Origin of the sequence: Streptococcus sp. 27098_8_113, from assembly GCF_041432545.1 — a bacterium.
Lineage (GTDB): Bacteria > Bacillota > Bacilli > Lactobacillales > Streptococcaceae > Streptococcus.
This window is the reverse complement of sequence record NZ_JAPVZU010000008.1, coordinates 39,378-64,863: the sequence shown is the minus strand read 5'-3', so window position 1 is coordinate 64,863 and position 25,486 is coordinate 39,378. Positions and strand designations below refer to the sequence as shown.

Annotated in this window: 21 protein-coding genes and 1 riboswitch; of the genes, 18 read left to right on the top strand and 3 right to left on the bottom strand. The window is 41.9% G+C overall.

The window, feature by feature from the left end:
- Nucleotides 1-76 precede the first annotated feature (76 nt).
- Both guaB and trpS read right to left on the bottom strand, forming a co-directional pair.
- Nucleotides 77-1,558, bottom strand: coding sequence for an IMP dehydrogenase (gene guaB / locus O3644_RS06015; RefSeq protein WP_005591397.1), 1,482 nt, complete (start codon nucleotides 1,556-1,558; stop codon nucleotides 77-79).
- A gap of 165 nt (nucleotides 1,559-1,723) precedes the next feature.
- A complete protein-coding gene (gene trpS / locus O3644_RS06010; protein WP_371595307.1) occupies nucleotides 1,724-2,749 on the bottom strand; it encodes a tryptophan--tRNA ligase in 1,026 nt (341 codons plus the stop codon).
- Between the two features lie 239 nt (nucleotides 2,750-2,988).
- Between trpS and O3644_RS06005 the strand changes: the two genes are divergently transcribed.
- The 15 genes from O3644_RS06005 to rpsD all read left to right on the top strand — a co-directional run bounded on the left by O3644_RS06005 (nucleotide 2,989) and on the right by rpsD (nucleotide 20,668).
- Complete coding sequence (locus O3644_RS06005) at nucleotides 2,989-4,611, top strand: ATP-binding cassette domain-containing protein (RefSeq protein WP_371595306.1); 1,623 nt, start codon at nucleotides 2,989-2,991, stop codon at nucleotides 4,609-4,611.
- Between the two features lie 75 nt (nucleotides 4,612-4,686).
- Nucleotides 4,687-7,281 carry a YfhO family protein gene (locus O3644_RS06000; RefSeq protein WP_371595305.1) on the top strand — a complete coding sequence of 865 codons (2,595 nt, stop codon included), beginning with the start codon at nucleotides 4,687-4,689 and terminating at the stop codon, nucleotides 7,279-7,281.
- Nucleotides 7,282-7,425: 144 nt separating this feature from the next.
- Nucleotides 7,426-7,962, top strand: a complete 537-nt coding sequence (locus tag O3644_RS05995; protein WP_371595304.1) for a LysM peptidoglycan-binding domain-containing protein — start codon at nucleotides 7,426-7,428, stop codon at nucleotides 7,960-7,962.
- A gap of 282 nt (nucleotides 7,963-8,244) precedes the next feature.
- Nucleotides 8,245-9,366 (top strand): tRNA 2-thiouridine(34) synthase MnmA, encoded by a 1,122-nt coding sequence (gene mnmA / locus O3644_RS05990; RefSeq protein ID WP_371595303.1) that lies wholly within the window; start codon nucleotides 8,245-8,247, stop codon nucleotides 9,364-9,366.
- A gap of 137 nt (nucleotides 9,367-9,503) precedes the next feature.
- Nucleotides 9,504-11,414, top strand: coding sequence for a tRNA uridine-5-carboxymethylaminomethyl(34) synthesis enzyme MnmG (gene mnmG / locus O3644_RS05985; protein ID WP_371595302.1), 1,911 nt, complete (start codon nucleotides 9,504-9,506; stop codon nucleotides 11,412-11,414).
- A gap of 288 nt (nucleotides 11,415-11,702) precedes the next feature.
- Nucleotides 11,703-13,688, top strand: a complete 1,986-nt coding sequence (locus O3644_RS05980; protein WP_371595301.1) for a DHH family phosphoesterase — start codon at nucleotides 11,703-11,705, stop codon at nucleotides 13,686-13,688.
- A 1-nt stretch (nucleotide 13,689) separates the two neighbouring features.
- Complete coding sequence (gene rplI, locus O3644_RS05975; protein ID WP_005591407.1) at nucleotides 13,690-14,142, top strand: 50S ribosomal protein L9; 453 nt, start codon at nucleotides 13,690-13,692, stop codon at nucleotides 14,140-14,142.
- 25 nt (nucleotides 14,143-14,167) lie between these two features.
- A complete protein-coding gene (dnaB, locus tag O3644_RS05970; protein WP_005592121.1) occupies nucleotides 14,168-15,523 on the top strand; it encodes a replicative DNA helicase in 1,356 nt (451 codons plus the stop codon).
- A gap of 1 nt (nucleotide 15,524) precedes the next feature.
- Nucleotides 15,525-15,797 (top strand): Veg family protein, encoded by a 273-nt coding sequence (locus tag O3644_RS05965; RefSeq protein ID WP_005592064.1) that lies wholly within the window; start codon nucleotides 15,525-15,527, stop codon nucleotides 15,795-15,797.
- A 205-nt stretch (nucleotides 15,798-16,002) separates the two neighbouring features.
- Complete coding sequence (locus O3644_RS05960; RefSeq protein ID WP_371595300.1) at nucleotides 16,003-16,626, top strand: HAD family hydrolase; 624 nt, start codon at nucleotides 16,003-16,005, stop codon at nucleotides 16,624-16,626.
- Between the two features lie 84 nt (nucleotides 16,627-16,710).
- Nucleotides 16,711-16,813, top strand: a riboswitch (TPP riboswitch).
- Between the two features lie 222 nt (nucleotides 16,814-17,035).
- Nucleotides 17,036-17,326 (top strand): MTH1187 family thiamine-binding protein, encoded by a 291-nt coding sequence (locus O3644_RS05955; RefSeq protein ID WP_371595299.1) that lies wholly within the window; start codon nucleotides 17,036-17,038, stop codon nucleotides 17,324-17,326.
- Nucleotides 17,289-18,041, top strand: a complete 753-nt coding sequence (locus O3644_RS05950; RefSeq protein WP_371595298.1) for an ABC transporter permease — start codon at nucleotides 17,289-17,291, stop codon at nucleotides 18,039-18,041. The genes O3644_RS05955 and O3644_RS05950 overlap by 38 nt, the downstream gene beginning before the upstream one ends.
- Before the next feature lie 43 nt (nucleotides 18,042-18,084).
- A complete protein-coding gene (locus tag O3644_RS05945) occupies nucleotides 18,085-19,083 on the top strand; it encodes an ABC transporter substrate-binding protein (RefSeq protein ID WP_048765689.1) in 999 nt (332 codons plus the stop codon).
- Nucleotides 19,083-19,805, top strand: a complete 723-nt coding sequence (locus O3644_RS05940; protein ID WP_048765685.1) for an ABC transporter ATP-binding protein — start codon at nucleotides 19,083-19,085, stop codon at nucleotides 19,803-19,805. Before O3644_RS05945 ends, O3644_RS05940 begins: the two co-directional genes overlap by 1 nt.
- Nucleotides 19,806-20,056: 251 nt before the next feature.
- On the top strand, nucleotides 20,057-20,668 hold the full coding sequence (rpsD, locus tag O3644_RS05935; RefSeq protein WP_000092756.1) for a 30S ribosomal protein S4: 612 nt from the start codon (nucleotides 20,057-20,059) through the stop codon (nucleotides 20,666-20,668).
- A gap of 104 nt (nucleotides 20,669-20,772) precedes the next feature.
- Here rpsD and O3644_RS05930 read toward each other — a convergent pair whose 3' ends face one another.
- A complete protein-coding gene (locus O3644_RS05930) occupies nucleotides 20,773-21,303 on the bottom strand; it encodes a TetR/AcrR family transcriptional regulator (protein WP_048765680.1) in 531 nt (176 codons plus the stop codon).
- A gap of 141 nt (nucleotides 21,304-21,444) precedes the next feature.
- Between O3644_RS05930 and O3644_RS05925 the strand changes: the two genes are divergently transcribed.
- From O3644_RS05925 to O3644_RS05915, 3 genes are all read left to right on the top strand, one after another.
- Nucleotides 21,445-23,844, top strand: a complete 2,400-nt coding sequence (locus tag O3644_RS05925; protein WP_371595296.1) for a YhgE/Pip family protein — start codon at nucleotides 21,445-21,447, stop codon at nucleotides 23,842-23,844.
- Between the two features lie 241 nt (nucleotides 23,845-24,085).
- The gene (locus O3644_RS05920) at nucleotides 24,086-24,811 is read left to right on the top strand and encodes a polyphosphate polymerase domain-containing protein (protein ID WP_048765676.1); all 726 of its coding nucleotides are present in this window, start codon (nucleotides 24,086-24,088) and stop codon (nucleotides 24,809-24,811) included.
- Complete coding sequence (locus O3644_RS05915) at nucleotides 24,804-25,484, top strand: DUF4956 domain-containing protein (RefSeq protein ID WP_371595295.1); 681 nt, start codon at nucleotides 24,804-24,806, stop codon at nucleotides 25,482-25,484. The genes O3644_RS05920 and O3644_RS05915 overlap by 8 nt, the downstream gene beginning before the upstream one ends.
- Nucleotides 25,485-25,486: the final 2 nt, after the last annotated feature.

Sequence of the window (25,486 nt, the reverse complement as noted above, 5' to 3'; positions counted from 1 at the left end):
GTAAATTGAATTTACAACATTGTAAACTAAAAACAACCTTGTCAAGGAGTTGACAAGGTTGTTTTTCTTTATAATTTTATTGGACAGAGTAGTTTGGAGCTTCATTGGTGATTTGTACATCGTGAGGGTGACTTTCTTTCAAACCAGCACCACTCATCTCAATAAATTGAGCATTTTCATGAAGTTCTTGCAGATTAGCTGCACCGACATATCCCATACCAGAACGGATACCGCCCAACATTTGGAAGACAATATCTGCAGCCGCTCCCTTGTATGCCACACGACCTTCAATTCCTTCTGGAACTAGCTTATTCGCTTCATTGACAGAACCTTGGAAGTAGCGATCGCTGGACCCTTTCTTCATAGCTGCGATAGAGCCCATTCCACGATAAGTTTTGAATTTGCGTCCTTGGAATATCTCAGTTTCACCTGGTGCTTCGTCTGTACCAGCAAACATGGATCCAAGCATAACTGCATTTCCACCTGCAGCAAGAGCCTTGACGATATCGCCTGAATACTTTATTCCACCATCAGCAATGATGGTTTTTCCATATTCACGTGCGACTGCAGCTGCATCGTAGATTGCTGTTACTTGTGGCACACCGACACCGGCAATGACACGAGTTGTACAGATAGAACCTGGTCCGATTCCGACCTTAACCACATCAACACCGGCATCAAAGAGGGCGCGTGCACCTTCAGCAGTTGCAATATTTCCGGCAATCAAAGTGCGATCTGGGAAGTGAGCACGAATTTCAGCAATTTTACGTAGAACGCCAGCTGAATGACCATGGGCTGTATCAATAACAATGGCATCTGCTCCCGCTTCGAAGAGGGCCTCTGCACGTTCAAATGTATCTGAAGTCACACCTACCGCACCAGCAACTAGCAGACGACCAAATTCATCTTTGGCTGCATTTGGGAACTCAATCACTTTTTCAATATCTTTAATGGTGATAAGACCAGAAAGTCGACCGTTTTCATCCACTAAAGGTAGTTTTTCAATCCGGTGTTCTTGCAGAATTCTTTCAGCAGTTGCCAGATCAGTTCCGACTGGAGCTGTAACAAGATTTTCACTGGTCATGTGGTTGGAAATTGGTTGATTGTAATCTGAAATAAAGCGCAAATCGCGGTTGGTTAAGATACCGACTAATTTACGATTTTCCATCGTTTCAACCACTGGGACCCCACTAATGCGGTAGCGCCCCATCAATTCATCAGCTTCAGCAATTGTATGATTAGGAGTCAGGAAGAATGGATCGATAATGACACCATTTTCAGAACGTTTTACCTTGCGAACTTCATCAGCCTGCTGTGCAATAGACATATTTTTGTGGATGACACCTAGACCGCCGGCACGTGCAATGGCAATCGCCATTTGACTTTCGGTAACTGTATCCATAGCCGCAGTAATAATTGGGATATTTAATTTCAAATTCTCAGCAAGCTTTGTACTTAAATCAGCATCATTTGGCAACACATGACTTTCAGCTGGAATAAGCAATACGTCATCAAAGGTAAAACCTTTTTTCAAAAATTTAGTGTCCCAGTTAGACATCCACAGTTTCCTCTTTTCTTATATATTGAGCAAGGCTCGTCTTTTTATTGTTAATATCATACCATTCTATAGGCATTTGTCAATGATTATTATGTAAAAATTAAAAACCATCTCTTTTTCAGGTAAAAGACGATGGTTTTTGATGTAATCTGCTATTATTGTTCGTTATTTAAAGTAATTAATTCCCATTGCATTTTTGACTTCTGACAGGGTTTGTCCAGCAACTTGTCGAGCACGTTCACTGCCTTCTTTCAGCATGTCATAGACTTGGCCCATGTCTTTTGAAAACTCGAGACGACGCTCTCTGATTGGTCCTAATTCCCGCTCTAAAATCTCTAAGAGATAGCGTTTAGTTTTGACATCACCCAGACCACCACGTTGGTAGTGTTCTTTCATAGCTGCAATTTCGGCAGCATCTTCTAGTCGACCAAAGACATCCAGATAATGGAATACCATATTACCTTCGATTTTTCCTGGATCTTCAACCTTGATGTGGTCGGGATCAGTATACATACTCATGACCTTTTTCTTGAGAGTATCCATATCATCCGCTAGATAAATCCCATTGTTCAATGATTTGGACATTTTAGCATTGCCATCAAGCCCTGGTAAACGCCCAGCTGCTTCATTTTCTGGATAAATCCCTTCAGGCTCTACCAAAACCTCGCAGTCGTAGGCATGATTGAAGGAACGAACAATTTCACGTGTCTGCTCAATCATCGGTTTTTGGTCATTTCCGACAGGTACATAATTGGCCTTAAAGGCTGTAATGTCAGCTGCTTGAGAGATAGGATAAACCAAAAAGCCAGTTGGGATACTTTCTCCAAAACCTTTCTGAGCAATTTCTGTCTTGACAGTTGGATTGCGCTCTAATCGAGCTAAAGATACCAAATTCATGTAATACATTGACAACTCTGCCAACTCAGGAATCTGACTTTGGATGAAAATAGTTGCTTTTTTGGGATCCAGTCCAGCTGCCAGATAGTCTAAGGCTACATTGCCAATGGATTCTACAATTGTTTGTGGATCTTTCGCATGGTCTGTCAGAGCTTGTTGATCCGCTAGAAAAACAAACATCTCATACTTGTCTTGATTTTGTAAAAGGACACGGTTACGTAGGCTTCCTACATAATGACCGATATGTAATTTTCCAGTCGGACGGTCTCCGGTTAAAATAATGGGTTTTGTCATTGCTTGCTCCTCAATTAGTGTTGTTCTCATTATATCATTTTCAAAGAAAATGCGGAAGAATCTAGGAGAAAAAAGAAGAAGCGCAGCTCAAAAAACAATTAATTGACAAGATATTTACAGTATCTTTACAAGATTGACAGCATGTTTATCTCTTAAAATAGTTTTTTATCCCATAATAATTTGAAAAAAGAAGAATTTTCTAGTAAAATGGAGGAGATCACATATATAGGAGAAAATCATTGCTTACAGTATCTGATGTGTCACTGCGTTTCAGTGATCGAAAATTATTTGATGAAGTAAATATTAAATTTACAGAAGGAAATACCTATGGTTTGATTGGGGCGAATGGTGCAGGTAAATCTACCTTCTTGAAGATTTTAGCTGGGGATATTGAGCCAACGACAGGCCATATTTCTTTAGGGCCAGATGAGCGACTCTCTGTTTTGCGTCAAAATCATTTTGACTATGAGGATGAGCGGGTCATTGATGTCGTTATCATGGGGAACGAGCACCTTTACAGCATTATGAAAGAGAAAGATGCTATTTATATGAAGCCTGACTTTTCTGACGAGGATGGAGTTCGAGCAGCTGAGCTGGAAGGAGAATTTGCTGAGTTGGGTGGCTGGGAAGCTGAAAGTGAAGCATCTCAATTGCTACAAAACCTCAATATTCCAGAAGACTTGCATTATCAAAATATGAGTGAATTGTCGAATGGCGACAAGGTTAAGGTCCTTCTTGCCAAGGCTCTTTTTGGCAAGCCAGATGTTTTGCTTCTGGACGAGCCGACCAATGGTTTGGATATACAGTCTATCACTTGGTTGGAAGATTTCTTGATTGATTTTGAGAATACAGTTATTGTCGTATCCCACGACCGTCACTTCTTAAATAAAGTTTGTACGCATATGGCTGACCTTGATTTTGGTAAGATCAAACTGTATGTCGGAAACTATGATTTCTGGAAGGAATCAAGTGAATTGGCAGCTAAGTTGCTCGCTGACCGAAATGCTAAGGCGGAAGAAAAAATTAAGCAATTGCAAGAGTTTGTGGCCCGCTTCTCTGCCAATGCCTCTAAGTCTAAACAGGCAACCTCTCGTAAAAAGATGCTGGATAAGATTGAATTGGAAGAAATTGTTCCGTCAAGTCGAAAATATCCATTTATCAGCTTTAAAGCGGAACGGGAAATCGGGAATGATTTCTTGACAGTAGAAAATCTTTCTGTCAAGATTGATGGCGAAACCATTCTTGACAATATCAGCTTTATCCTTCGTCCTGGCGATAAGACAGCTTTGATTGGACAAAATGATATCCAAACAACTGCCTTGATTCGTGCCTTGATGGGAGATATTGACTATGAAGGAACTGTCAAGTGGGGCGTTACAACTAGTCGTTCTTATTTGCCAAAAGATAATTCTCGTGACTTTGCCGGTGGTGAATCTATTCTTGACTGGCTTCGTCAATTTGCTAGTAAAGAAGAAGACGATAATACCTTCCTTCGAGGTTTCTTAGGTCGGATGCTTTTCTCTGGCGATGAGGTTAACAAGCCTGTCAACGTCTTGTCAGGTGGAGAAAAAGTTCGGGTTATGCTGTCTAAACTGATGCTTCTCAAGTCAAATGTTTTGGTTTTGGACGATCCTACTAATCACTTGGATCTGGAATCTATTTCTAGTCTTAATGATGGTTTAAAGAACTTTAAAGAGTCGATCATCTTTGCCAGCCATGACCATGAGTTTATTCAAACCTTGGCCAACCATATCATTGTTCTCTCAAAAAATGGTGTGATTGACCGCATTGACGAGACATATGATGAATTTTTGGAAAATCAAGAAGTTCAGGCAAAAGTCAAAGAACTTTGGAAAGATTAATAAGTTGTCAACATAAGTTGACAGAAGTTTACAGAGGCATGAAACAACGTTTCGGCCTCTTTCTCTATAAGAAACATGGAAAAAATCAGATATTTTTTTAAGAAAAATTGGCTTTATTTTGCGTCCTTCATCTTACCTTTTCTCATTATGTGTTTCGTTTATCTGAGTCAAGGTATTTACTGGGGAAGCGATACTTCTCCGTTACTTGGAGACGGCTTTCATCAGTATGTCGTATTTGATACGACATTGAGAAATATCCTTCATGGAACGGATAGTCTTTTTTACACGTTTTCAAGTGGATTAGGACAAAATTTTTATGCCTTATCTAGCTATTATCTAGGGAGTTTCCTTTCCCCCTTCGTCTACTTTTTCGATTTAAAATCAATGCCAGATGCGGTTTACTTGTTTACTCTTATTAAGTTTGGCTTGATTGGGTTGACAACTTGTATTAGCATTAAAGGTATCTTTAAAAAAATTCCAGAAACACTAATCTTGATTCTGTCAACCTCCTTTGCCTCGATGAGTTTCTCAGTTAGTCAACTAGAAATAAAAACTTGGTTAGATGTATTTATAGTAGTCCCCCTTATCATCTTTGGTTTACACAAGTTGATGAATGGACAAGGGAGAGTTTTATACTTTACAAGCTTGTCAATTCTCTTTATCCAAAACTATTATTTTGGCTATATGATGGCCTTGTTTTTAGTTCTTTGGTACCTCGTTCAGCTTTCTTGGGATTTTAAGGCCAGGATTCGGTCTCTCCCTGATTTTGCTATCGTATCAATATTAGCAGGCCTTACTAGTTTAATTATGATTTTGCCGACTTATCTAGATCTGAGTTCACATGGTGAGACCTTGACAAGGGTTGAAGACTTATTTACTGAGAAAAGTTGGTATCTAGATATTTTTGCTAAAAATTTTGTAGGAAGTTTTGATACGACTAAGTATGGATCCATTCCTATGATTTATGTTGGTCTATTTCCTCTTATTTTAAGTATCTTATTTTTCACGATAAAAAGTATTAAGCTTCGCGTGAAACTGGCCTACATTTTCTTGATTGGCATTTTTATAGTGAGTTTTCGACTGCAGTATTTGGATTTGCTTTGGCAAGGAATGCATGCTCCAAATATGTTTTTACATCGCTATTCTTGGCTCTTTTCTCTTCTTATCATTTTGATGGCTGCAGAGACGCTCAATCGTTTGGAGGAAGTTAAATGGCGACAAGTATTCCTTAGCTTTCTGCTCATTTCTTTTGGTTTCCTAGCCACTTTGCATTATAGAAAACACTATGATTTTCTTGGTCCTGAAAATTACATTTTTACTTTAGAGTTTTTCTTTTCCTATCTCTTAATCAGTTTTGCTTTTATTCGTTGTCACGTTAGGCAAAGGATGTTTACAATATCTTTACTATTTTTTGCGGTTTTTGAGCTTACTTTAAACGCTTATTATCAGGTTGATGGAATTGCAAAAGAATGGGTCTTTGCAAGTCGTTCATCCTATTCGAAAAAGATGAACGAAATTGACAGTCTTGTCAAGTATAGTAAGAAAGAAAACATAGATTTCTTTCGAACAGAGAGGCTTGATCCTCAGACTGGGAATGACAGTATGAAATTTAATTATAATGGAATTTCTCAATTCTCATCAGTCAGGAACACGCAAGCTAGCTCGACGTTAGATAAGTTAGGTTTTAAATCAGCAGGAACTAACCTTAATCTCCGCTATCAAAATAATAGCATTTTGATGGATAGTCTTTTTGCTGTAAAGTATAACTTGTCTGAGACAGATCCGCAGAAATTTGGTTTTTATGCTGAGAAGACTGAGCGGTCAATGACATTGTATGAAAATAATTATGCTTTGGGTTTGGCTTTCTTAACCAATGATGTTTACAAAAATGTCAAATTCACTAATTTAACGCTTGACAATCAGACAGCCTTTTTAAATCAATTATCAGGGTTGAATCATAAATATTATGAGCGAATTTCTATAACTGGTGATGAGGAAGAAACTGAAGGGAAAGTAACTGCAAGCATTGAAAATGATGCTCAATTAAGCTATGCTAGCATTACTTACACAATTGAGGTGCCTGCAGATAGTCAAGTCTATGTCAACCTTGCAGATCTTGATTTTTCAAACGATAATCAAACCGATGTCAATATCACTGTAAATGGAATCACGAATCGTTACCCGACTCATAATGTTTTTCCATTTTTAAATATTGGCTACTTTAAGGAGGCACAGACGGTTTCTATCCAATTTTCTTTTCCAGAGAATCGGACTGTTTCTTTTAACCAGCCAGAATTTTTCTCTGTGGATGTGAATAAATATCAGCAACTCATAAGTAAATTGAAAGAACAAGAAGTTTCTGTGATGACAAAAGCCAATACGGTAACGGTTGATTATCATGCGGATAGAGATAGTTCTCTCTTTTTCACCATTCCTTACGATAAGGGCTGGACAGCTAGTGTAGATGGCAAAAAGGTACCGTTAAAACGTGCGCAGAATGGTTTTATGAAACTTGATGTGAACAGAGGAGCAGGCAGAGTTACTTTATCATTTGTTCCAAGGGGATTAAAGGAAGGAACTGCAGCTTTCATTTTAGGAATAGTTTTATTTTTCTTCTATGATAGAGTTCGATTTAAATGGAGCAAAAAACATATAGATAGTTCAGCATAGGCTTTACATCATCAAAAAACTTTAGAATATAGGTCTGTTTTTACAAATTCTTCAATAGTCTGTAATATAATTCATCAAAGTAATAAAGTTCTGTAATGCTTTTGCTTTAGGATAGATATATCACAGAAAAGGAGAATTCTAAACATGAATTTGTATTTTAAAAATAGAATGATGAAAGCAGGCTTGCTCAGTTTGATGGCAGGAGCTGCTGCTTTGCTTCCGATTGTAGCCAATGCAGAAAGTTATATTGTCAAGTCAGGTGACACCTTGTCCGCGATTGCTGCTTCTCATCAGACGACTGTTGACAAGATTGCGCAAAAAAACAAGATTAGAAATATCAATCTGATTAGTGTTGGCCAGGTTTTAGAACTGGACGATGATGTATCTGAGCAAATGACTGTTGAAAAATCAGATAAGGCTGAGCAATCTACTGTAAACCCAAGTTCTGGCTTGAGTGCTGAGGATGCAGAGGCTAAGGAGTGGATTGCTCAAAAAGAATCCAGCGGCAGTTATACAGCGCAAAATGGGCAATACTATGGTCGCTATCAGTTGACCATCACCTATCTAAATGGAGATTTATCACCAGAAAATCAAGAGAAGACAGCGGATGCTTATGTAGCAGGTCGCTATGGCTCATGGTCGGCTGCTAAAAATTTCTGGTTAGTAAATGGCTGGTATTAAAACTTTAGGAAAAATTATATTTACAGGGATTGGAGTTTATATTCTAGTCCCTTTTTTATAATTATTAGTACATTTTTGCTTGGAATATGATATTTTTCATCAAGGTGTTTACAATACTGTAAATTTACTTGACAACTTATAAAGCTCTTCAGATTGGCCAAAGGTTATTCGTTGTTCTCCGTGCTAAATCATGCTATAATAGACCTTGCTCAAGCGACCTTCAATCGTTGAAAGCACAGCACGACCTTCAATCGTGAAATAACGAAAAGATGGGAGAACACAATGAGTGATAACTCTAAGATTCGTGTCGTTGTTGGTATGAGCGGAGGTGTTGATTCATCAGTAACTGCCTTACTCTTGAAAGAGCAAGGTTACGATGTGATTGGCATCTTCATGAAAAACTGGGACGACACAGATGAATTTGGTGTCTGCACAGCCACAGAAGACTACAAAGATGTAGCAGCTGTTGCAGACCAGATTGGCATTCCTTACTACTCTGTCAACTTTGAGAAAGAGTACTGGGATCGCGTTTTTGAATACTTCTTGGCGGAATACCGAGCTGGTCGGACTCCGAACCCGGATGTCATGTGTAACAAGGAAATCAAGTTTAAAGCCTTCCTTGACTATGCATTGACACTGGGGGCAGATTACGTTGCAACAGGTCACTATGCTCAAGTGAAGAGAGACCAGGATGGCTTGGTTCACATGCTGCGTGGCAAGGACAACAATAAGGATCAAACCTACTTCTTGAGCCAGCTATCACAGGAACAACTGCAAAAGACTATGTTTCCTCTGGGTCATTTAGAAAAACCAGAAGTTCGAGCAATTGCTGAAAGAGCCGGCTTAGCCACTGCTAAGAAAAAAGACTCGACTGGTATTTGTTTCATTGGTGAGAAGAATTTTAAAGAATTTCTGAGTCAATATTTACCAGCCCAGCCTGGTCGCATGATGACAATGGATGGACGAGATATGGGTCAGCACGCTGGACTTATGTATTATACAATTGGCCAGCGAGGTGGTCTTGGAATTGGTGGCCAGCAGGGCGGTGACAACGAGCCTTGGTTTGTGGTCGGAAAAGACCTTAGCCAAAACATTCTTTATGTTGGTCAGGGCTTTTATCATGACCATTTAATGTCAACCAGCCTTGACGCTAGTCAGGTTCATTTCACAAAAGAAATGCCAGAAGAATTTACTATGGAATGTACAGCTAAGTTCCGTTACCGGCAGCCTGATTCCAAGGTAACAGTTACTGTAAAGGGTGACAAGGCTATTGTCAACTTCGATCAACCACAAAGGGCCGTTACTCCAGGCCAAGCAGTCGTCTTCTATGATGGAGAAGAGTGTTTAGGTGGTGGCTTGATTGACAGAGCTTATAAAAATGGTCAAGTCTTGCAGTACATTTAGATTGACAATTCAACATAATTTGTTAAAATAAGATAAGCAATACCTATGATGGTCAAAGCTCATGGATGTTGCAGGCTTTTTTGTCCTGCACTTCTAGAGACTTGGCCTTTTTTGGTGAAAAAATGAAGGAAAAAGAAATGACACACAATTTTACTGAAAGTTATGATGTTATCGTGATTGGAGCAGGGCACGCTGGGGTTGAGGCATCGCTTGCTGCTAGTCGAATGGGTTGTAAAGTTCTTTTGGCAACCATCAATATTGAGATGCTGGCTTTTATGCCTTGTAATCCCTCTATTGGAGGGTCTGCAAAAGGCATTGTTGTCCGTGAAGTAGATGCTTTGGGCGGCGAGATGGCCAAGAATATTGACAAGAGCTATATCCAGATGAAGATGCTCAATACAGGCAAAGGACCTGCAGTTCGGGCTCTTCGGGCGCAGGCAGATAAAGAGCTTTATTCCAAAGAAATGCGCAAGACTGTCGAAAATCAAGAAAATCTGACTCTAAGACAAACCATGATTAATGAAATCCTGGTTGAAGATGGTAAAGTAATTGGTGTTAAAACAGCGACCCATCAGGAGTATGCGGCTAAAGCCGTCATTGTTACGACTGGAACAGCCTTGCGGGGAGAGATTATTATTGGTGATCTCAAGTATTCATCTGGCCCTAACCATAGTCTAGCAGCAATTCCATTGGCAGATAATCTGCGTGATCTAGGTTTTGAAATTGGTCGTTTTAAGACAGGAACGCCTCCGCGTGTCAAGGCTTCGTCGATCAATTATGATGTGACAGAGATTCAGCCAGGTGATGAAAAGGCCAATCATTTTTCATACACATCTCGTGATGAAGACTATGTGAAAGATCAAGTGCCTTGCTGGTTGACTTATACCAATGCAGAAAGTCATGAAATTATCCAAAATAACCTGCACCGGGCTCCTATGTTTTCAGGTATCGTTAAGGGTGTGGGACCTCGCTATTGCCCGTCAATCGAGGATAAGATTGTCCGTTTTGCGGATAAGGAACGCCACCAGCTTTTCTTAGAGCCTGAGGGTCGTGATACGGAAGAAGTTTATGTTCAGGGGCTGTCAACTAGTCTGCCAGAAGATGTACAGAAGGACTTGGTTCACTCTATCAAAGGTTTAGAAAATGCTGAGATGATGCGGACAGGTTATGCCATTGAGTACGATATGATTATGCCTCACCAGTTGCGGGCAACCTTAGAAACCAAGAAAATTTCAGGACTCTTTACAGCAGGCCAAACCAATGGAACTTCTGGTTATGAAGAAGCTGCAGGCCAAGGGATTATCGCTGGGATTAATGCGGCCTTGAAGATCCAAGGGAAGCCAGAGTTGATCTTGAAGCGTAGTGATGGTTACATTGGAGTCATGATTGATGATTTGGTGACCAAGGGGACTGTAGAACCTTATCGCCTCTTGACTAGTCGAGCGGAATATCGTTTGATTCTCCGCCACGACAATGCTGATATGCGTTTGACAGAGATTGGCCGAGAAATTGGTTTGGTAGATGATGAGCGCTGGGCTCGTTTCGAGATTAAAAAGAATCAATTTGACAACGAGATGAAGCGATTGGAATCCATCAAGTTGAAACCTGTCAAGGAAACCAATGCTAAGATAGAAGCGCTTGGCTTTAAAGCTCTGACAGATGCGGTAACTGCCAAAGAATTTATGCGGCGACCGGAAGTGTCTTATCAAGATGTGGTTCAATTCATTGGTCCAGCGGCAGAAGAGTTGGATGAAAAGATTATCGAGCTAATTGAGACAGAGATTAAGTACGAAGGTTATATTTCTAAAGCTCTTGATCAAGTTGAGAAGATGAAACGCATGGAAGAAAAGCGGATTCCAGCCAATATTGATTGGGATGATATTGATTCGATTGCGACAGAAGCGCGACAGAAGTTTAAGAAAATCAATCCAGAAACGATTGGTCAGGCAAGCCGTATTTCGGGTGTCAATCCAGCAGATATTTCTATTTTGATGGTTTATTTGGAAGGTAAATCTAGAAGTATTTCTAAAAATAAAGCAAAATCGTAGACATATTAACGTACTATCTTATTGATAGTACGTTTTTTACATAATTTACACGTTTGTAAATAAATGTTTACAAAAGATCTCTTTTATATAGAGAAGCTTTTACAACTACTGTCAACTTTTTGTTTAATAAACTTTACAAGATTTACACATCTTGTAAATTAATTGTGAATGTTTATTTGAGAATAGATCCGGGATTTGAGTCTTTCTTGCTTTACAAGTATCCAAAGGCAGTGAAAACTCGCTTTTTTTAAGAAAATATGGTAAAATGGCGCAATAAGAGGTTTTTTAATGAAAAGAATTCGTTTTTCCCCGAGCCACTTTGCGATAGTGGGGTTTACTTCCTTTATCATATTAGCTATTTGTCTACGCCTTTTTGGTGATAGTTTGCCTATGCTGGTGTCTCTTTTTACAGTGTTGGCGCTCTTGGTTTGGCTATTTATACAGCAGCAAAGAGTGACCGAATTGGACGAGCTTGAGCAGATTCGCTATGTCAATCATCAAGCAGAGGGAAGTTTAGCTTCTTTGTTGGATAAGATGCCAGTTGGTGTGATTAAAATCAATGAAAATAGTGGAGATGTGGACTGGTTCAATCCTTATGCTGAATTGATTTTTACAACGGATGATGGGGAGCTAAATAGTGATCTCCTGCAGGAAATTATCCACCTTGCTGCTTCGAAATCGGGTAGCTACGCAACAGTAGGAGATAACCAGTATTCTGTTTACTTTGATTCAGCTTCTAGTGTCCTGTACTTTTTTGATGCATCAAGTGAGTATGAAGCAACAGTTGGGCTCGTTACGACGCGACCAGTTATCGGTGTTGTCTCAGTTGATAATTATGATGATTTGGAAGATGCTGTATCAGATTCAGATATTAGTCATATCAATAGCTTTGTAGCTAACTTTGTAGCAGAGTTTTCTGAGCAATTTCATATGTTCTACCGTCGGGTGGGAATGGATCGTTATTATCTTTTCACGGATTATACGGTTTTGGAACAACTGATGGATAGTAAATTTTCGATCATTGATCAATTTCGGACAGAAGCCAAGAATCGAAAACTTCCTCTGACGCTTAGTATGGGCTTTTCTTACGGAGATGGCAAGCATGATGAAATTGGTAAGACCGCGCTCCTCAATCTTAACCTAGCTGAGGTCCGAGGTGGCGACCAAGCGGTTGTCAAAGAGAATGACGAGACCAAGAATCCAGTTTACTTCGGTGGTGGAACAGCTGCATCTGTCAAACGTACACGTACGCGTACGAGGGCTATGATGGCAGCTATTTCAGATAAAATCAAGAGTGTAGATCAGGTTTTCGTGGTTGGTCATCGCAATCTTGATTTGGATGCCTTAGGCTCCGCGGTGGGTATGCAGCTTTTTGCTAGCAATATCATTGAGAAAGCCTATGTTGTGTATGATGACCAACAGATGGGCTCGGATATCTATCGCTCTATTCAAAAATTGACATCAGAAGGCGCTGATTATCTTTTGCCGATCTCGGAAGCCGTAAACCGAGTAACCAGTCGCTCACTATTGATAATGGTGGATCACTCGAAGTTGGCCTTAACGCTTTCAAGAGAATTGTTTGACCGATTTAGTCAGACGATTGTGGTGGACCATCATCGTCGCGATGAGGATTTTCCTGAAAATGCAGTCATCGCCTATATTGAAAGTGGAGCTAGCAGTGCCAGCGAATTGGTAACGGAGCTGATTCAGTTTCAAAATTCCAAGAAGAATCGCCTGAATAAAATTCAAGCCAGCCTGCTCATGGCTGGGATTATGCTAGACACCAAGAATTTCACCTCCAGAGTAACGAGTCGAACCTTTGATGTAGCCAGTTATTTGCGGGCTCGGGGCAGTGATAGTGTCGTCATTCAGGATATTTCTTCGACGAATTTTGAAGAGTATCGAGCAGTCAATGAGCTGATTTTGACTGGTAAGAAGCTTTTGCCAAATGTGATTGTAGCAGCGGGTCCTGAAAATACCAGCTATGATACTGTCGTCATTAGTAAGGCAGCTGACACTATGCTTGCCATGTCGGGCATTGAAGCAACATTTGTAGTCAGCAAAAATACTGAGGGTTACGTATCCATTTCAGCTCGTAGTCGCAGCAAGATCAATGTCCAGCGGATTATGGAGAAAATGGGTGGTGGCGGCCACTTTAATCTAGCAGCAGCGCAAGTCAGCGATCAAACGGTTGCTGAAGTCACTCAACGTCTAAATCAAGAGATTATGGATCAAGTGATGGATAATGAGGAATCAATAGAAAAGGAGAAATAAAATGAAAGTCATTTTTTTAGAGGATGTAAAAGGAAAAGGGAAAAAAGGGGAAATCAAGGAAGTACCTACTGGGTATGCTCAAAATTTCCTGATTAAGAAAAATCTGGCTAAGGAAGCCAATGCACAAGCTATCGGTGAGCTGAGAGGAAAGCAAAAATCTCAGGAAAAGGCTCATGCAGAGATGGTGGCAGAAGCTCAAGCTATCAAAGCGAAGTTGGAAGAAGAAGCAACGGTTGTTGCTTTTACAGAGAAGGTCGGACCAGACGGACGGACTTTCGGTTCGATTACTAACAAAAAAATTGCTGATGAACTACAAAAGCAATTTGGTCTAAAAATTGATAAACGGAATATCAAGGTTGATTCTCCCATTCGTTCGATTGGTTTGATTGATGTTCCTGTAAAGATTTACCAAGATGTGACAAGTGTGATTCGCCTGCGGGTTACGGAAGGGTAAAAAGAATTAAAGGAAGGATTCACCTATGGCAGAGATTGATGAGTTGCGAGCTCAGCCTCAAGATATTTTAGCAGAACAGTCTGTACTAGGGGCCATTTTCATCGATGAGAGCAAACTGGTCTTTGTCCGTGAATATATTGAGCCTGGGGATTTCTTTAAATATGCCCATCGGCTGATTTTTAAGGCCATGATTGACTTGGCGGATCGTGGGGATGCTATCGATGCGACCACCGTTCGCAATATTTTGGATAGCCAAGGAGACTTGCAGAATATTGGTGGTTTGAGCTATCTGGTGGAGGTCGTTAATTCTGTGCCGACTTCTGCCAATGCAGAGTACTATGCCAAGATCGTTTCTGAAAAAGCAATCTTACGCCGCTTGATTTCACGCTTGACAGAATCCATCAATCAAGCCTATGATGGGGAAAGACCATCAGAGGAAATCATTGCAGGAGCAGAAAAGGCCTTGATTGATGTCAGCGAAACGGCCAGCCGCAGTGGGTTTAAAAATATTCAAGATATTCTAAATCTTAACTTTGCTAATCTAGAAGCCCGTTCTCAGCAAACTACTGATATTACGGGGATTGCGACGGGTTACCGTGAGTTGGATAAGATGACGACGGGCTTGCATGAAGAAGAGTTAATCATCCTAGCTGCTCGTCCTGCGGTCGGAAAGACGGCCTTTGCCCTCAATATCGCCCAGAATATCGGGACCAAGCTGGATAAGACAGTGGCTATCTTCTCCCTAGAAATGGGGGCAGAGAGTCTTGTGGATCGGATGCTGGCCTCAGAGGGAGTGATTAATTCTCACTCCATTCGTACAGGGCAATTGACAGATGAAGAATGGCAAAAATATACCATTGCGACGGCAAATCTGGCTAATGCGAGTATTTATATCGATGACACGCCGGGGATTCGGATTACGGAGATTCGTTCGCGAGCTCGCAAGTTGTCTCAGGAGACAGGGAATCTTGGTCTGATTTTGATTGACTACCTGCAGCTGATTACAGGAACGGGTCGTGAAAACCGCCAGCAGGAAGTTTCGGAAATTTCCCGCCAGCTTAAGATTTTGGCGAAGGAGCTTAAGGTTCCGGTTATTGCTCTGAGTCAGCTCTCACGTGGCGTGGAGCAGCGACAGGATAAGCGACCAGTGCTGTCTGATATTCGGGAGTCAGGTTCCATCGAGCAGGATGCGGATATCGTAGCCTTTCTTTATCGGGATGACTATTATGAGCGGGCCGGTGAGGAAGAGGAAGGCATTCCTAACAACAAGGTTGAAGTCATTATTGAGAAAAACCGGAGCGGGGCGCGTGGTACGGTTGAGCTAATTTTCCAAAAAGAATATAATAAATTTTCAAGTATTTCTAAAAGAGAGGATGTATAGTATGAGTGATGCATTTACAGATGTGGCAAAAATGAAGAAAATCAAGGAGGACATCAAGGCTCACGAGGGGCAGATGGTAGAGATGACCTTGGAAAATGGCCGTAAGCGCCAAAAAAGTAAACAAGGTCGCTTGATTGAAGTTTACCCTTCTCTCTTTATCGTTGAGTATGAAAATGAAGGGGGACAGCCGGGTGAAATTGCTAACACCTATGTGGAGTCCTATACTTACTCAGATATTTTGACAGAGAAAAATTTAATTCGCTATTTTGACTAAGAATAATAGGTGATTCCAGAACTTTGTATTGCTTCCTAGAGTTGGGTAAACCCCGACTTTGAGGAACAGTTCATTTCTGGGATTTTTCTTAACCTAAATATGCTATACCAAGGATGGTGAAGACCATCCGAAATAGCGGATTTGCAATGGCATGAGCTAGAACTTACGAAAGCTCCTACATATAGAGAAAGGGCTGGTGAAAGAAATGATAAGAAATTTAGTTTTTGACTTAGGAAATGTCTTGATTGAATGGAATTCTGAGAAAATTTTGACCACTTTCGAACCTGAGAAAGAGCGTCGACAGATTCTTAGACAGGCTATTTTTGACTCGGGTGTCTGGCATCAAACAGACAAGGGAGAGTTGAGCTTGAAAGAAGCCTGTGACGAAGTGCTAGCTCAGCTGGATGACTCCTACCATCCTGCTGTTCAGAATATCTTCTACAATTGGTATGAGGTTGTAGAGGTTTACAGTGGTTTACAGGAAAAGATTCGACTATGGGCTAATCAAGGTTATCGCATTTATATCCTGTCAACTACTTGCGAGATTTTTTACCGTATTGAAAAAGCTGGTTCGCTGCCCATCTTTCCACTGCTGTCAGGCTATATCCTCTCCTCAGAAGTCGGGGTTGTCAAGCCAGAGCCAGAGATTTATCAAAAGCTACTAAAAAAGTATAGTCTTGATCCGATAGAGTCAGTCTTTATTGACGACATTCAAGCTAACTTGGATACGGCAGCTGAACTGGGTTTTGAAACCATCTTATCCACAAGTGAGCCAGAGAATATCAGGGCTATGGAGGCTTTGTTGGCTGCGAAAGGGAAGTTTGGCTAATTGATGATCGTTTGCTTCACTTATCGTTGAAAAGTAGTGAGTCCAAGCTCAAATCTTGACATTTGCTGATGATTACGTTATCATAATCCTATATATGGGAGTCTGTGTACAGTCTGAGAGGAAGTGTAAGCTTCGACCGCACCTGATCTGGGTAATGCCAGCGTAGGGAATTGTATTTGTAAAGACCTTGTGGTTTTGCTAAAATGGGGAATTATTCACCAATCTTTAGTTTACTGATGCATGCAACACCTTTTCCATATTGGGAAAGGTGTTTTTGTATGGAAAGCAAGGTGTTTATAAAGGGAGCTCGCTGTCTTTTTGTTTAAAAACCAAGTTATTTTCTTGTGAATTTTAAGCCTATCTGCATACATTATTCTCAGATGAAGCATGAAAGTAAGGAGGTGAAGAGATGAAAGCCAGCATTGCGTTACAAATTCTTCCTTTGTCACATAATGTGAATCGTTTGGCAGTCATAGAGGAAGTGATTGAGTTTTTGCAAAAACAGCTAGTGAAGATGGTCGTGACGCCTTTTGAGACCGTTCTAGAAGGGGAATGGGAGACTTTATTTCCTATTCTGCAGCAGGCGATTGAGCTTGCAGGCAGTCAGGCAGACAATGTTTTTGCTAATGTGAAAATAAACTATGGAAAGATTTTAAGTATTGATGAAAAACTTGAAAAATATCCTGCGGCAGCAGATTAGCCTTTTGGGTATGCTGGGAATCCTTGTTATCTGGCAGGTCATGGGCTGGCTCAAGCTCTTGCCCAAGTTTATCCTGCCGACACCTCTGGAAATCGGTCAGGCCTTTATCAGAGATGCGGGATTTCTAGCAAGTCATAGCTGGGCCACCTTAAAAGTAGCCTTGCTGGGTTTAGTCTTGGGTGTCATCTTGGCCTGTATACTAGCTGTGCTCATGGACAGCATGAGCTGGCTCAATGATTTGGTTTACCCCATGATGGTCGTGGTGCAGACGATTCCGACCATTGCTTTGGCGCCAATCCTGGTTCTCTGGCTGGGTTATGGGATTTTGCCCAAGATTGTGCTCATTATTCTGACGACGACTTTTCCGATTATCGTCAGTATTCTGGACGGTTTTCGGCATTGTGATCGAGATACTCTGACTCTCTTTGAGCTTATGCAGGCCAATCGCTGGCAGATTCTCTGGCACTTTAAGATTCCAGCTAGCCTGCCCTATTTCTATGCGGGCTTGCGCGTCAGTGTTTCCTACGCCTTTATCACGACCGTGGTTTCCGAATGGCTGGGCGGTTTCGAAGGTTTGGGTGTTTACATGATTCAGTCCAAGAAACTTTTCCAGTATGATACCATGTTTGCTATTATCATATTGGTTTCGGTTATCAGTCTTCTGGGGATGAAGCTGGTGGCTGTCAGTGAAAAATATGTCATCAAGTGGAAATAGAAGCTCAGCTCTGCTATTTTCCAAAAAAGAAAAGAGGATTATAATGAAAAAAACTTATAAAATGTTGTTGGCAGGTTTGGCTGCCGTGTCAATCTTTGGCTTAGCGGCTTGCAGCAAGTCAGGCTCAGAGTCTGCTAGTAAGGATAAAAAGATTGATTTTATTCTGGATTGGTCACCCAATACCAATCATACAGGACTTTATGTAGCTCAGGAAAAGGGCTACTTTAAGGAAGCAGGTGTGGATGTGGATATCAAGTTGCCGCCTGAAGATAGCAGTTCGGATTTGATTATCAACGGCAAGGCACCTTTTGGTATTTACTTCCAGGACTCCATGGCTAAAAAACTGGATAAGGGTGCAGAAATCACGGCTGTTGCAGCCATTGTAGAGCATAATACTTCGGGCATTATTTCCAAAAAATCTGCAGGGATTACAAGTCCTAAGGATCTGGCCGGGAAGAAATACGGCACTTGGAATGATCCAGTGGAGCTGGGTATGCTGAAAACTTTGGTAGAAAGCCAAGGCGGTCAGTTTGATGAAGTAGAAAAGGTTCCTAACAACGATTCTAACTCTATTACGCCGATTGAAAATGGCTTGTTTGATGCAGCCTGGATTTATCATGGCTGGGACGGCATCATGGCAGAGACGCAAGGCATGGATACGAATTTCTTTTACATGAAGGACTATGTCAAGGAGTTCGACTATTATTCTCCAGTCATTATTGCCAATAATGACTATCTCAAGAAGAATCCGGACAAAGCGAAAAAGGTCTTGCAGGCTATCAAGAAGGGCTATCAATATGCCATGGAGCACCCTGAAGAAGCGGCAGATATTTTAATCAAGCATGCACCAGAGTTGAAAACTAAGCGTGACTTTGTCTTGGCTTCCCAAAAATATCTGTCCGAGCAATATGCATCAGATAAGGACAAGTGGGGTCAGTTTGAGGCTAGCCGCTGGAATGCCTTTTACAAATGGGCTAAGAACAACGGCATTGTGAACAATGACTTGAGTGACAAGGGATTCAGCAACGATTATATAAAATAATGACAGAAATTAAACTTGAAAATGTAAGTTATGCTTATGATGAGCAGCAGATTTTGAAAGATATCGGCCTAGAGGTGGAAGCTGGCCAGGTCGTAGCGATTTTGGGGCCTAGTGGCGTCGGGAAAACGACCCTCTTTAATCTGATTGCTGGGATTTTGGAGGTCCAGTCGGGCAGGATTGTCCTAGACAGGCAGGAAAATCCCAAGGGCCGGGTGAGTTATATGTTGCAGAAGGACTTGCTGCTGGAGCACAAGACGGTCTTGGGCAATGTCATCTTGCCCCTCTTAATCCGAAAAGTATCCAAAAAGGAAGCGACGGAGCAGGCGACTCAGATTTTGAAGGAGTTCGGGCTCTTTGATGTGGCGGACAAGTATCCACATGAGCTGAGCGGGGGGATGCGGCAGCGCGTGGCTCTGCTGCGGACCTACATGTTCGGCCATAAGCTATTTCTTCTGGACGAGGCCTTTAGTGCCTTGGATGAGCTGACCAAGATGGAGCTGCACGCTTGGTATCTGGAGATTCACCGTAAGTTGGGCTTGACAACTCTCCTTATCACTCATAGTATCGAGGAAGCTCTGGCTCTCAGTGACCGCATCTATATTCTGAAAAATCGACCTGGGCAAATCGTAGCAGATCTCCAACTGACTTGGTCAGACAGTGAGGATAAGGAACTACAGAAGCTACGATACAAGCAGGAGATTTTGAACCTCTTGGGGCTGTAAGCTGCCTTGTTTTATAAAAATGACTTTAATCAAGCCTTTGGGCTTGATTTTTTTATGAGCCCCTTTACTTTTGACTTTATTCATGGTACAATAGCCTTTGTGTGAAATAGCAGCAGGAAAGCATGAAGCTCGTCAACAGGTGTCTTATAACAAGTAACCTTGGCTGTTTAGGCGAAGGGCATCTGCACGAATCAGGGCTTTCTAAGTGACTATTTCCACCGAAATATTATTTATATCAGGAGGACATACATATGTCACGTTATACAGGACCATCTTGGAAACAAGCTCGTCGCCTTGGCCTTTCACTTACAGGTACAGGTAAAGAATTGGCACGTCGTAACTACGTACCAGGACAACACGGACCAAACAACCGTTCTAAATTGTCAGAATACGGTTTGCAATTGGCTGAAAAACAAAAACTTCGTTTCACTTACGGTGTAGGTGAAAAACAATTCCGTAACTTGTTCGTACAAGCTACAAAAATCAAAGGTGGAATCCTTGGTTTCAACTTCATGCTTCTTTTGGAACGCCGTTTGGATAACGTTGTTTACCGTCTTGGTCTTGCGACTACTCGTCGTCAAGCTCGTCAATTCGTAAACCACGGTCACATCCTTGTTGACGGAAAACGCGTTGATATCCCATCATACCGCGTAACTCCAGGTCAAGTGATCTCAGTTCGTGAAAAATCATTGAAAGTTCCAGCTATCCTTGAAGCTGTTGAAGCAACTCTTGGACGTCCAGCATTCGTATCATTCGACGCTGAAAAATTGGAAGGTTCATTGACTCGCTTGCCAGAACGCGACGAAATCAACCCAGAAATCAACGAAGCACTTGTCGTTGAATTCTACAACAAAATGCTTTAATTTCTATTGGAAATTTATTCAGAAGCCGTTTTCGGCTTCTTTTTTATTCGACTAACAAAAAGAGGCTGGGATATCTTGTCCCAGTCTTTATTAGTTGTTGAGTTTTATAGCATCTTTAAAAGGAGATCAGCCATTTGTTCAGGGCTTTCCTTACTGCCTCGGGCGATCCACATTTGGTAGACGCCAAAGAAGGCATTAACGAGGTAGACGATGCCGTATTCCTTTTCGATTTGATTGAAAGCTTTATTGCGAAACCGTTCTTGTAGGATTTGGGAAAGTAAGGATTGGAGCTTATGGCGCAGGAAATTTTGGATTTCTCTAGTACCATTTTCCGTCAAGAGAGCAGCCAGAAGAGGCTCTTGGATCAAGAACTGAAAGACATCTGTGATAGCGACTGCAACATCTTCTCGATTGTGTTCAAAGATGTATTCTAATTGATGAAAGAGCCCTTGCTGATAGCGCTCAATCATATCATATTTATCTTTGTAGTGGGTATAAAAGCTACTGCGACTGATGCCAGCAGCTCGGGCTAATTTGACTGTTGTAATGTGGTCAAAAGACTCCTGATGCAATAAGTCAACCATAGCCTTCTCAATGATGGCCTTGGTTTTTTTACGTTTATTACTTTCTGTCATTTTAATCTTTCCTTTGTTATTGAATTATACAAAATTAGATAAGGTGTACAAAAATAGATTTTTCTGCTTGCCTTAATTTTTTTATTGTGTATAATCTATTATATCAAATTTTTAGACAAGGTGTATAAAAAAGGAGAAAAGATGTTCAAAGAATGGAAAGCGATCTTCAAAAAACCGAAGATTATTGTAGTCATGCTGGGGGTTGCCTTGATTCCAGCCTTGTATAATGTGATTTTTTTGAGCTCTATGTGGGATCCGTATGGCAAACTTTCTGATTTGCCAGTAGCGGTGGTCAATCAGGACCAGAAGGCGAGCTTGTATGGAAAAGACTTGTCCATTGGTTCAGATATGGTTCAAGATATGAAGAAAAATGCAGCGATGGATTTTCATTTTGTGGATAAGGATCAGGCAGAGAAGGGATTGGAAAAGGGCGACTATTACATGGTGGTGACTCTTCCTAAGGATCTATCAGCCAATGCGGCTAGTATCTTGAGCAATCAGCCTAAGCAAGTTACGATCCACTACCAAATATCCAGTGGTCATAGTTTTATCGCCAGCAAAATGAGCGATTCTGCCATGACTTCGATGAAGCAATCGGTCAGTCAGAAGATTACAAACAGCTATGTGACAAGCCTTTTTGCGAGTATGGATAAGCTAAAAGGTGGACTTGGAACAGCCGCAGATGGCACAGCTAAATTGGCCGAAGGCAGTCAGGAACTGGCAAACGGTAGCCAAAAGCTGTCTACTAACTTGGAAAGTCTAGCTCAGTCCAGCCTCACTTTCTCAGATGGAGCCACAGCGCTGTCAACTGGTCTGGTAGCATACACAGATGGAGTGGCTCAGATCAATGCTGGCTTGCCGACTTTTACTAGCAAGATGACGGAATATACAGATGGAGTTGGGCAGCTTTCAGCTGGCGCCAGTCAGTTAACTGCTCAGTCACAAACATTACTGAATGGAACCAACCAACTGACGGGTAATTCACAGGAATTAGTCGCTGGTGTGGAGCGCCTAAACAGCGGTTTGGCAGAACTGCAATCCTCCGTTAATAGTAGTGTTACTGCTAATCAAGAAAAGGTTGCTCAGTTGACGGCGGGTCTAGATCAGCTCAATACAGCTATTCAGAATGCCACATCAGGAACGAGCTTGCCAACGGAAACAATTGCGGCTTCTCTCACGACGATTGCGACCAATGCCCAGTCTTTGGCAAGTAGTGCGCAAAGTGATCGGGCTGCAGCCGTGGCCGCTTTAGAAGGAACAGCTGCTTACCAAAAACTTTCTACCGATGAGCAAGAAGAACTAAAAGCAGCTCTAGCAGGTGGTGCTGATTCTAGCAGTAGTGCAGCGGCAGCTATTGTACAGGAAGTCCAAGCTATCCAAACGAATCTGCAAGGTCTGCAAACAGCCAGCAGTCAGGCAAGTCAGCTGTCGGCAGCAGCCAACCAAGTCCTGCCAGGTGCTTCAGCTATGATTAGTGGTCTCTATGGTGGCTTGGGTCAGGTAAATGAAGCTCTGTCCTCTGCCAGCACTGGTTCAGCGACCCTTTCTCAAGGTATTACGGCTTATACAGGTGGCCTTTCTCAAGTAGCTCAGGGAGTAGCCGCTTATACTACAGGGGTTGACCAGCTTTCTCAAGGAGCGGCTAATCTAGCGAGCCATAATGACCAAGTGACTTCAGGAATCGGTCAAATCAGCTCAGGCCTCTCTCAATTAAATGATAAATCATCTACTTTGGTCGCAGGGATGCAAACATTATCTACAGGTGCCACTCAAATGGCAGATGGTTCTCAACAGTTAGCGACTGGTGGTCTCACTTTAAGTAGTGGGCTGGGAGACTTGTCAGTCGGTGCCCAGACTCTAAATGCAGGGTTGACGGATGCCAAGGGTCAATTGTCCGAGCTTTCAGTGACAGAGGACAATGCGGCAGCCTTGGCTGGCCCTGTCGATCTGAAAAAGACAGATAAAGATCAGGTTGGTAAAAATGGTGTTGGTATGGCTCCCTACATGATTTCTGTTGCTCTTTTTGTGGCGGCGATTTCGACCAATGTTATTTTTGGCACGCTTCCTTCTGGTCAGGTGCCAGCTTCTCGCAAAGCTTGGCTCAAGGCTCGTCTGGAAGTCAATGGCTTGATTTCTGTTTTGGCGGGTATCTTGGTTTATGGAGCGGTTCATTTGATTGGTCTTGAGGCCAACTACGAATGGACGACGCTGGCCTTGACTGTTTTAGCCAGCATGGCCTTTATGGCGGTTGTGACGACTCTGGTCACTTGGGATAGTAAGGTCGGGGCCTTTATCTCCTTGATCCTCTTGCTCCTGCAACTGGCTTCTAGCGCTGGTACTTATCCGCTGCCCCTGACGGCGAAAATCTTCCAAATGATCAATCCAATCTTGCCAATGAGCTATGCGGTGTCAGGACTGCGGGAAACAATCTCGATGAATGGTCAAATCGGTGGGCAACTAGCCTTCCTGTCCGCAACTTTACTGCTTTTCATGGTCTTAGGCACAATGGCCTATCGTCCTGATAAGAAAGAAATTATTTAAAATAGAGAAGAGCGAAGACTATTTTCTCTTCGAAAGGAACAACTTGGTTTTGTGAACAAAACCAAGTTTTTTTGTTTCACGTGAAACAGCAGAGAATTTTATTGTATAGATTTTCTCCACAAGTCTATTTTATTCAGTATGAAAATAATAATGTTTTGTTTTCTTTAAGTTTTCTTTATCCTTGCTTTAAGTTTTCATCCGTAAAATGGCTCTAGTTACAAGAAAGACAGGGGGAGAAACCATGGCTAAAAAAACATTTAAAGATAAATTTCAACGATTTGAAACAAAATATATTATTTCCAAAGAAACTTTGGCCGATTTACTGACCGAGTTTGAAGGCCATCTGGTGGAGGATGAGCATGCTTACTCGACCATCCATAATCTTTACTACGACACCCCGACCTATCAAATGATTCGTGAGTCCTTAGAAAAGCCTTATTTTAAAGAAAAATTGCGCGTGCGGACCTACGATGAAAGCCCAAGAGAAGACAGTCAAGTCTTTTTGGAAATCAAGAAAAAAGTGCGCAAGATTGTCTACAAACGCCGCATTTCGACAGATCTAGTCGCTGCAGAGGCTTACTTGGAGGGCGATCACAGTAAGGTTGAGGATTGTCAGATTCGTGAGGAAATCGACTGGATGGGTCAGCGCTACGGTGGTCTGCAGCCCATGATGTATATCTACTACAATCGTTATTCTATGAAGGGGATGGAGGATCCCAATGTTCGGATTACCATTGACCACGATTTGACCTACCGCAACTATGATTTAAGCCTCTTGAATGGTCATTACGGGGAAAATCTTCTGCCGGATCATCATGTGATTATGGAAGTCAAGGTGCCAGGGGCCTATCCGCTCTGGCTGAGTGAGATTTTGGATCGCCATCAGGTCTTCCCAAGCTCCTTTTCCAAATACGGGGTTGCTTACAAGAAAACGACAGACTATAAAGGAGTTGTAAATCATGCTTAGTCACTTATTTTATGATATTTTTACCGATACGGCCGTAGATCCAGCCATGATGCTGCTGGCAATCGGAGTGTCCTTGCTTTTGGGCTTGGTCGTTGCCAAGGTTTACCAGTTTAAGACGGTTTACAGCAAATCCTTTGTGATGAGCTTGGCGCTTTTGCCGACCTTGATTGCAATTGTCATCTTTTTAGTCAATGGAAGTTTGGGAGCAGGGGTTGCCGTCATGGGGGCCTTCAGCTTGATTCGTTTCCGTTCCGCACCGGGAGGGGCCAAGGAGTTGGTGTCCATTTTCCTAGTCATGACAATCGGGATTGCCATCGGAATGGGCTATCTGGTTTTTGCAACCGTCTTTACCCTCATCATGTCGCTCGTCATGCTGCTGCTTGAGGTGGTCAATTTTGGACAGATGAAGCATTCCATGCGCCAGCTGACTGTCGTCATACCAGAAAGTCTGGACTATGAAAGCATTTTTGATGATATTTTCAACAAAGCCGTCAATCATGTTGAACTAGCTAATGTCAAAACCTCTGATATGGGGAGCTTGTTCAAGATTAAATACATCCTTCAGCTGAATGGTCAAATGACTGAAAAAGAACTCATCGATGCCCTACGCACGCGCAATGGAAATCTAGAGATTGCCATCAGCCGCTATATCACGAAAGAAAATGAATTATAACT

Bases quoted from the DNA above. Each gene is read 5' to 3' on its own strand.
- mnmA (WP_371595303.1), top strand. From the start codon at position 8,245: ATGAGTGATAACTCTAAGATTCGTGTCGTTGTTGGTATGAGCGGAGGT.
- O3644_RS05960 (WP_371595300.1), top strand. From the start codon at position 16,003: ATGATAAGAAATTTAGTTTTTGACTTAGGAAATGTCTTGATTGAATGG.
- O3644_RS05980 (WP_371595301.1), top strand. From the start codon at position 11,703: ATGAAAAGAATTCGTTTTTCCCCGAGCCACTTTGCGATAGTGGGGTTT.
- O3644_RS06000 (WP_371595305.1), top strand. From the start codon at position 4,687: ATGGAAAAAATCAGATATTTTTTTAAGAAAAATTGGCTTTATTTTGCG.
- O3644_RS05920 (WP_048765676.1), top strand. From the start codon at position 24,086: ATGGCTAAAAAAACATTTAAAGATAAATTTCAACGATTTGAAACAAAA.
- O3644_RS05940 (WP_048765685.1), top strand. From the start codon at position 19,083: ATGACAGAAATTAAACTTGAAAATGTAAGTTATGCTTATGATGAGCAG.
- O3644_RS05955 (WP_371595299.1), top strand. From the start codon at position 17,036: ATGAAAGCCAGCATTGCGTTACAAATTCTTCCTTTGTCACATAATGTG.
- O3644_RS05950 (WP_371595298.1), top strand. From the start codon at position 17,289: ATGAAAAACTTGAAAAATATCCTGCGGCAGCAGATTAGCCTTTTGGGT.
- O3644_RS05925 (WP_371595296.1), top strand. From the start codon at position 21,445: ATGTTCAAAGAATGGAAAGCGATCTTCAAAAAACCGAAGATTATTGTA.
- O3644_RS05945 (WP_048765689.1), top strand. From the start codon at position 18,085: ATGAAAAAAACTTATAAAATGTTGTTGGCAGGTTTGGCTGCCGTGTCA.
- guaB (WP_005591397.1), bottom strand. From the start codon at position 1,558: ATGTCTAACTGGGACACTAAATTTTTGAAAAAAGGTTTTACCTTTGAT.
- rpsD (WP_000092756.1), top strand. From the start codon at position 20,057: ATGTCACGTTATACAGGACCATCTTGGAAACAAGCTCGTCGCCTTGGC.
- O3644_RS05915 (WP_371595295.1), top strand. From the start codon at position 24,804: ATGCTTAGTCACTTATTTTATGATATTTTTACCGATACGGCCGTAGAT.
- O3644_RS05930 (WP_048765680.1), bottom strand. From the start codon at position 21,303: ATGACAGAAAGTAATAAACGTAAAAAAACCAAGGCCATCATTGAGAAG.
- mnmG (WP_371595302.1), top strand. From the start codon at position 9,504: ATGACACACAATTTTACTGAAAGTTATGATGTTATCGTGATTGGAGCA.
- dnaB (WP_005592121.1), top strand. From the start codon at position 14,168: ATGGCAGAGATTGATGAGTTGCGAGCTCAGCCTCAAGATATTTTAGCA.
- trpS (WP_371595307.1), bottom strand. From the start codon at position 2,749: ATGACAAAACCCATTATTTTAACCGGAGACCGTCCGACTGGAAAATTA.
- O3644_RS05995 (WP_371595304.1), top strand. From the start codon at position 7,426: ATGAATTTGTATTTTAAAAATAGAATGATGAAAGCAGGCTTGCTCAGT.
- rplI (WP_005591407.1), top strand. From the start codon at position 13,690: ATGAAAGTCATTTTTTTAGAGGATGTAAAAGGAAAAGGGAAAAAAGGG.
- O3644_RS05965 (WP_005592064.1), top strand. From the start codon at position 15,525: ATGAGTGATGCATTTACAGATGTGGCAAAAATGAAGAAAATCAAGGAG.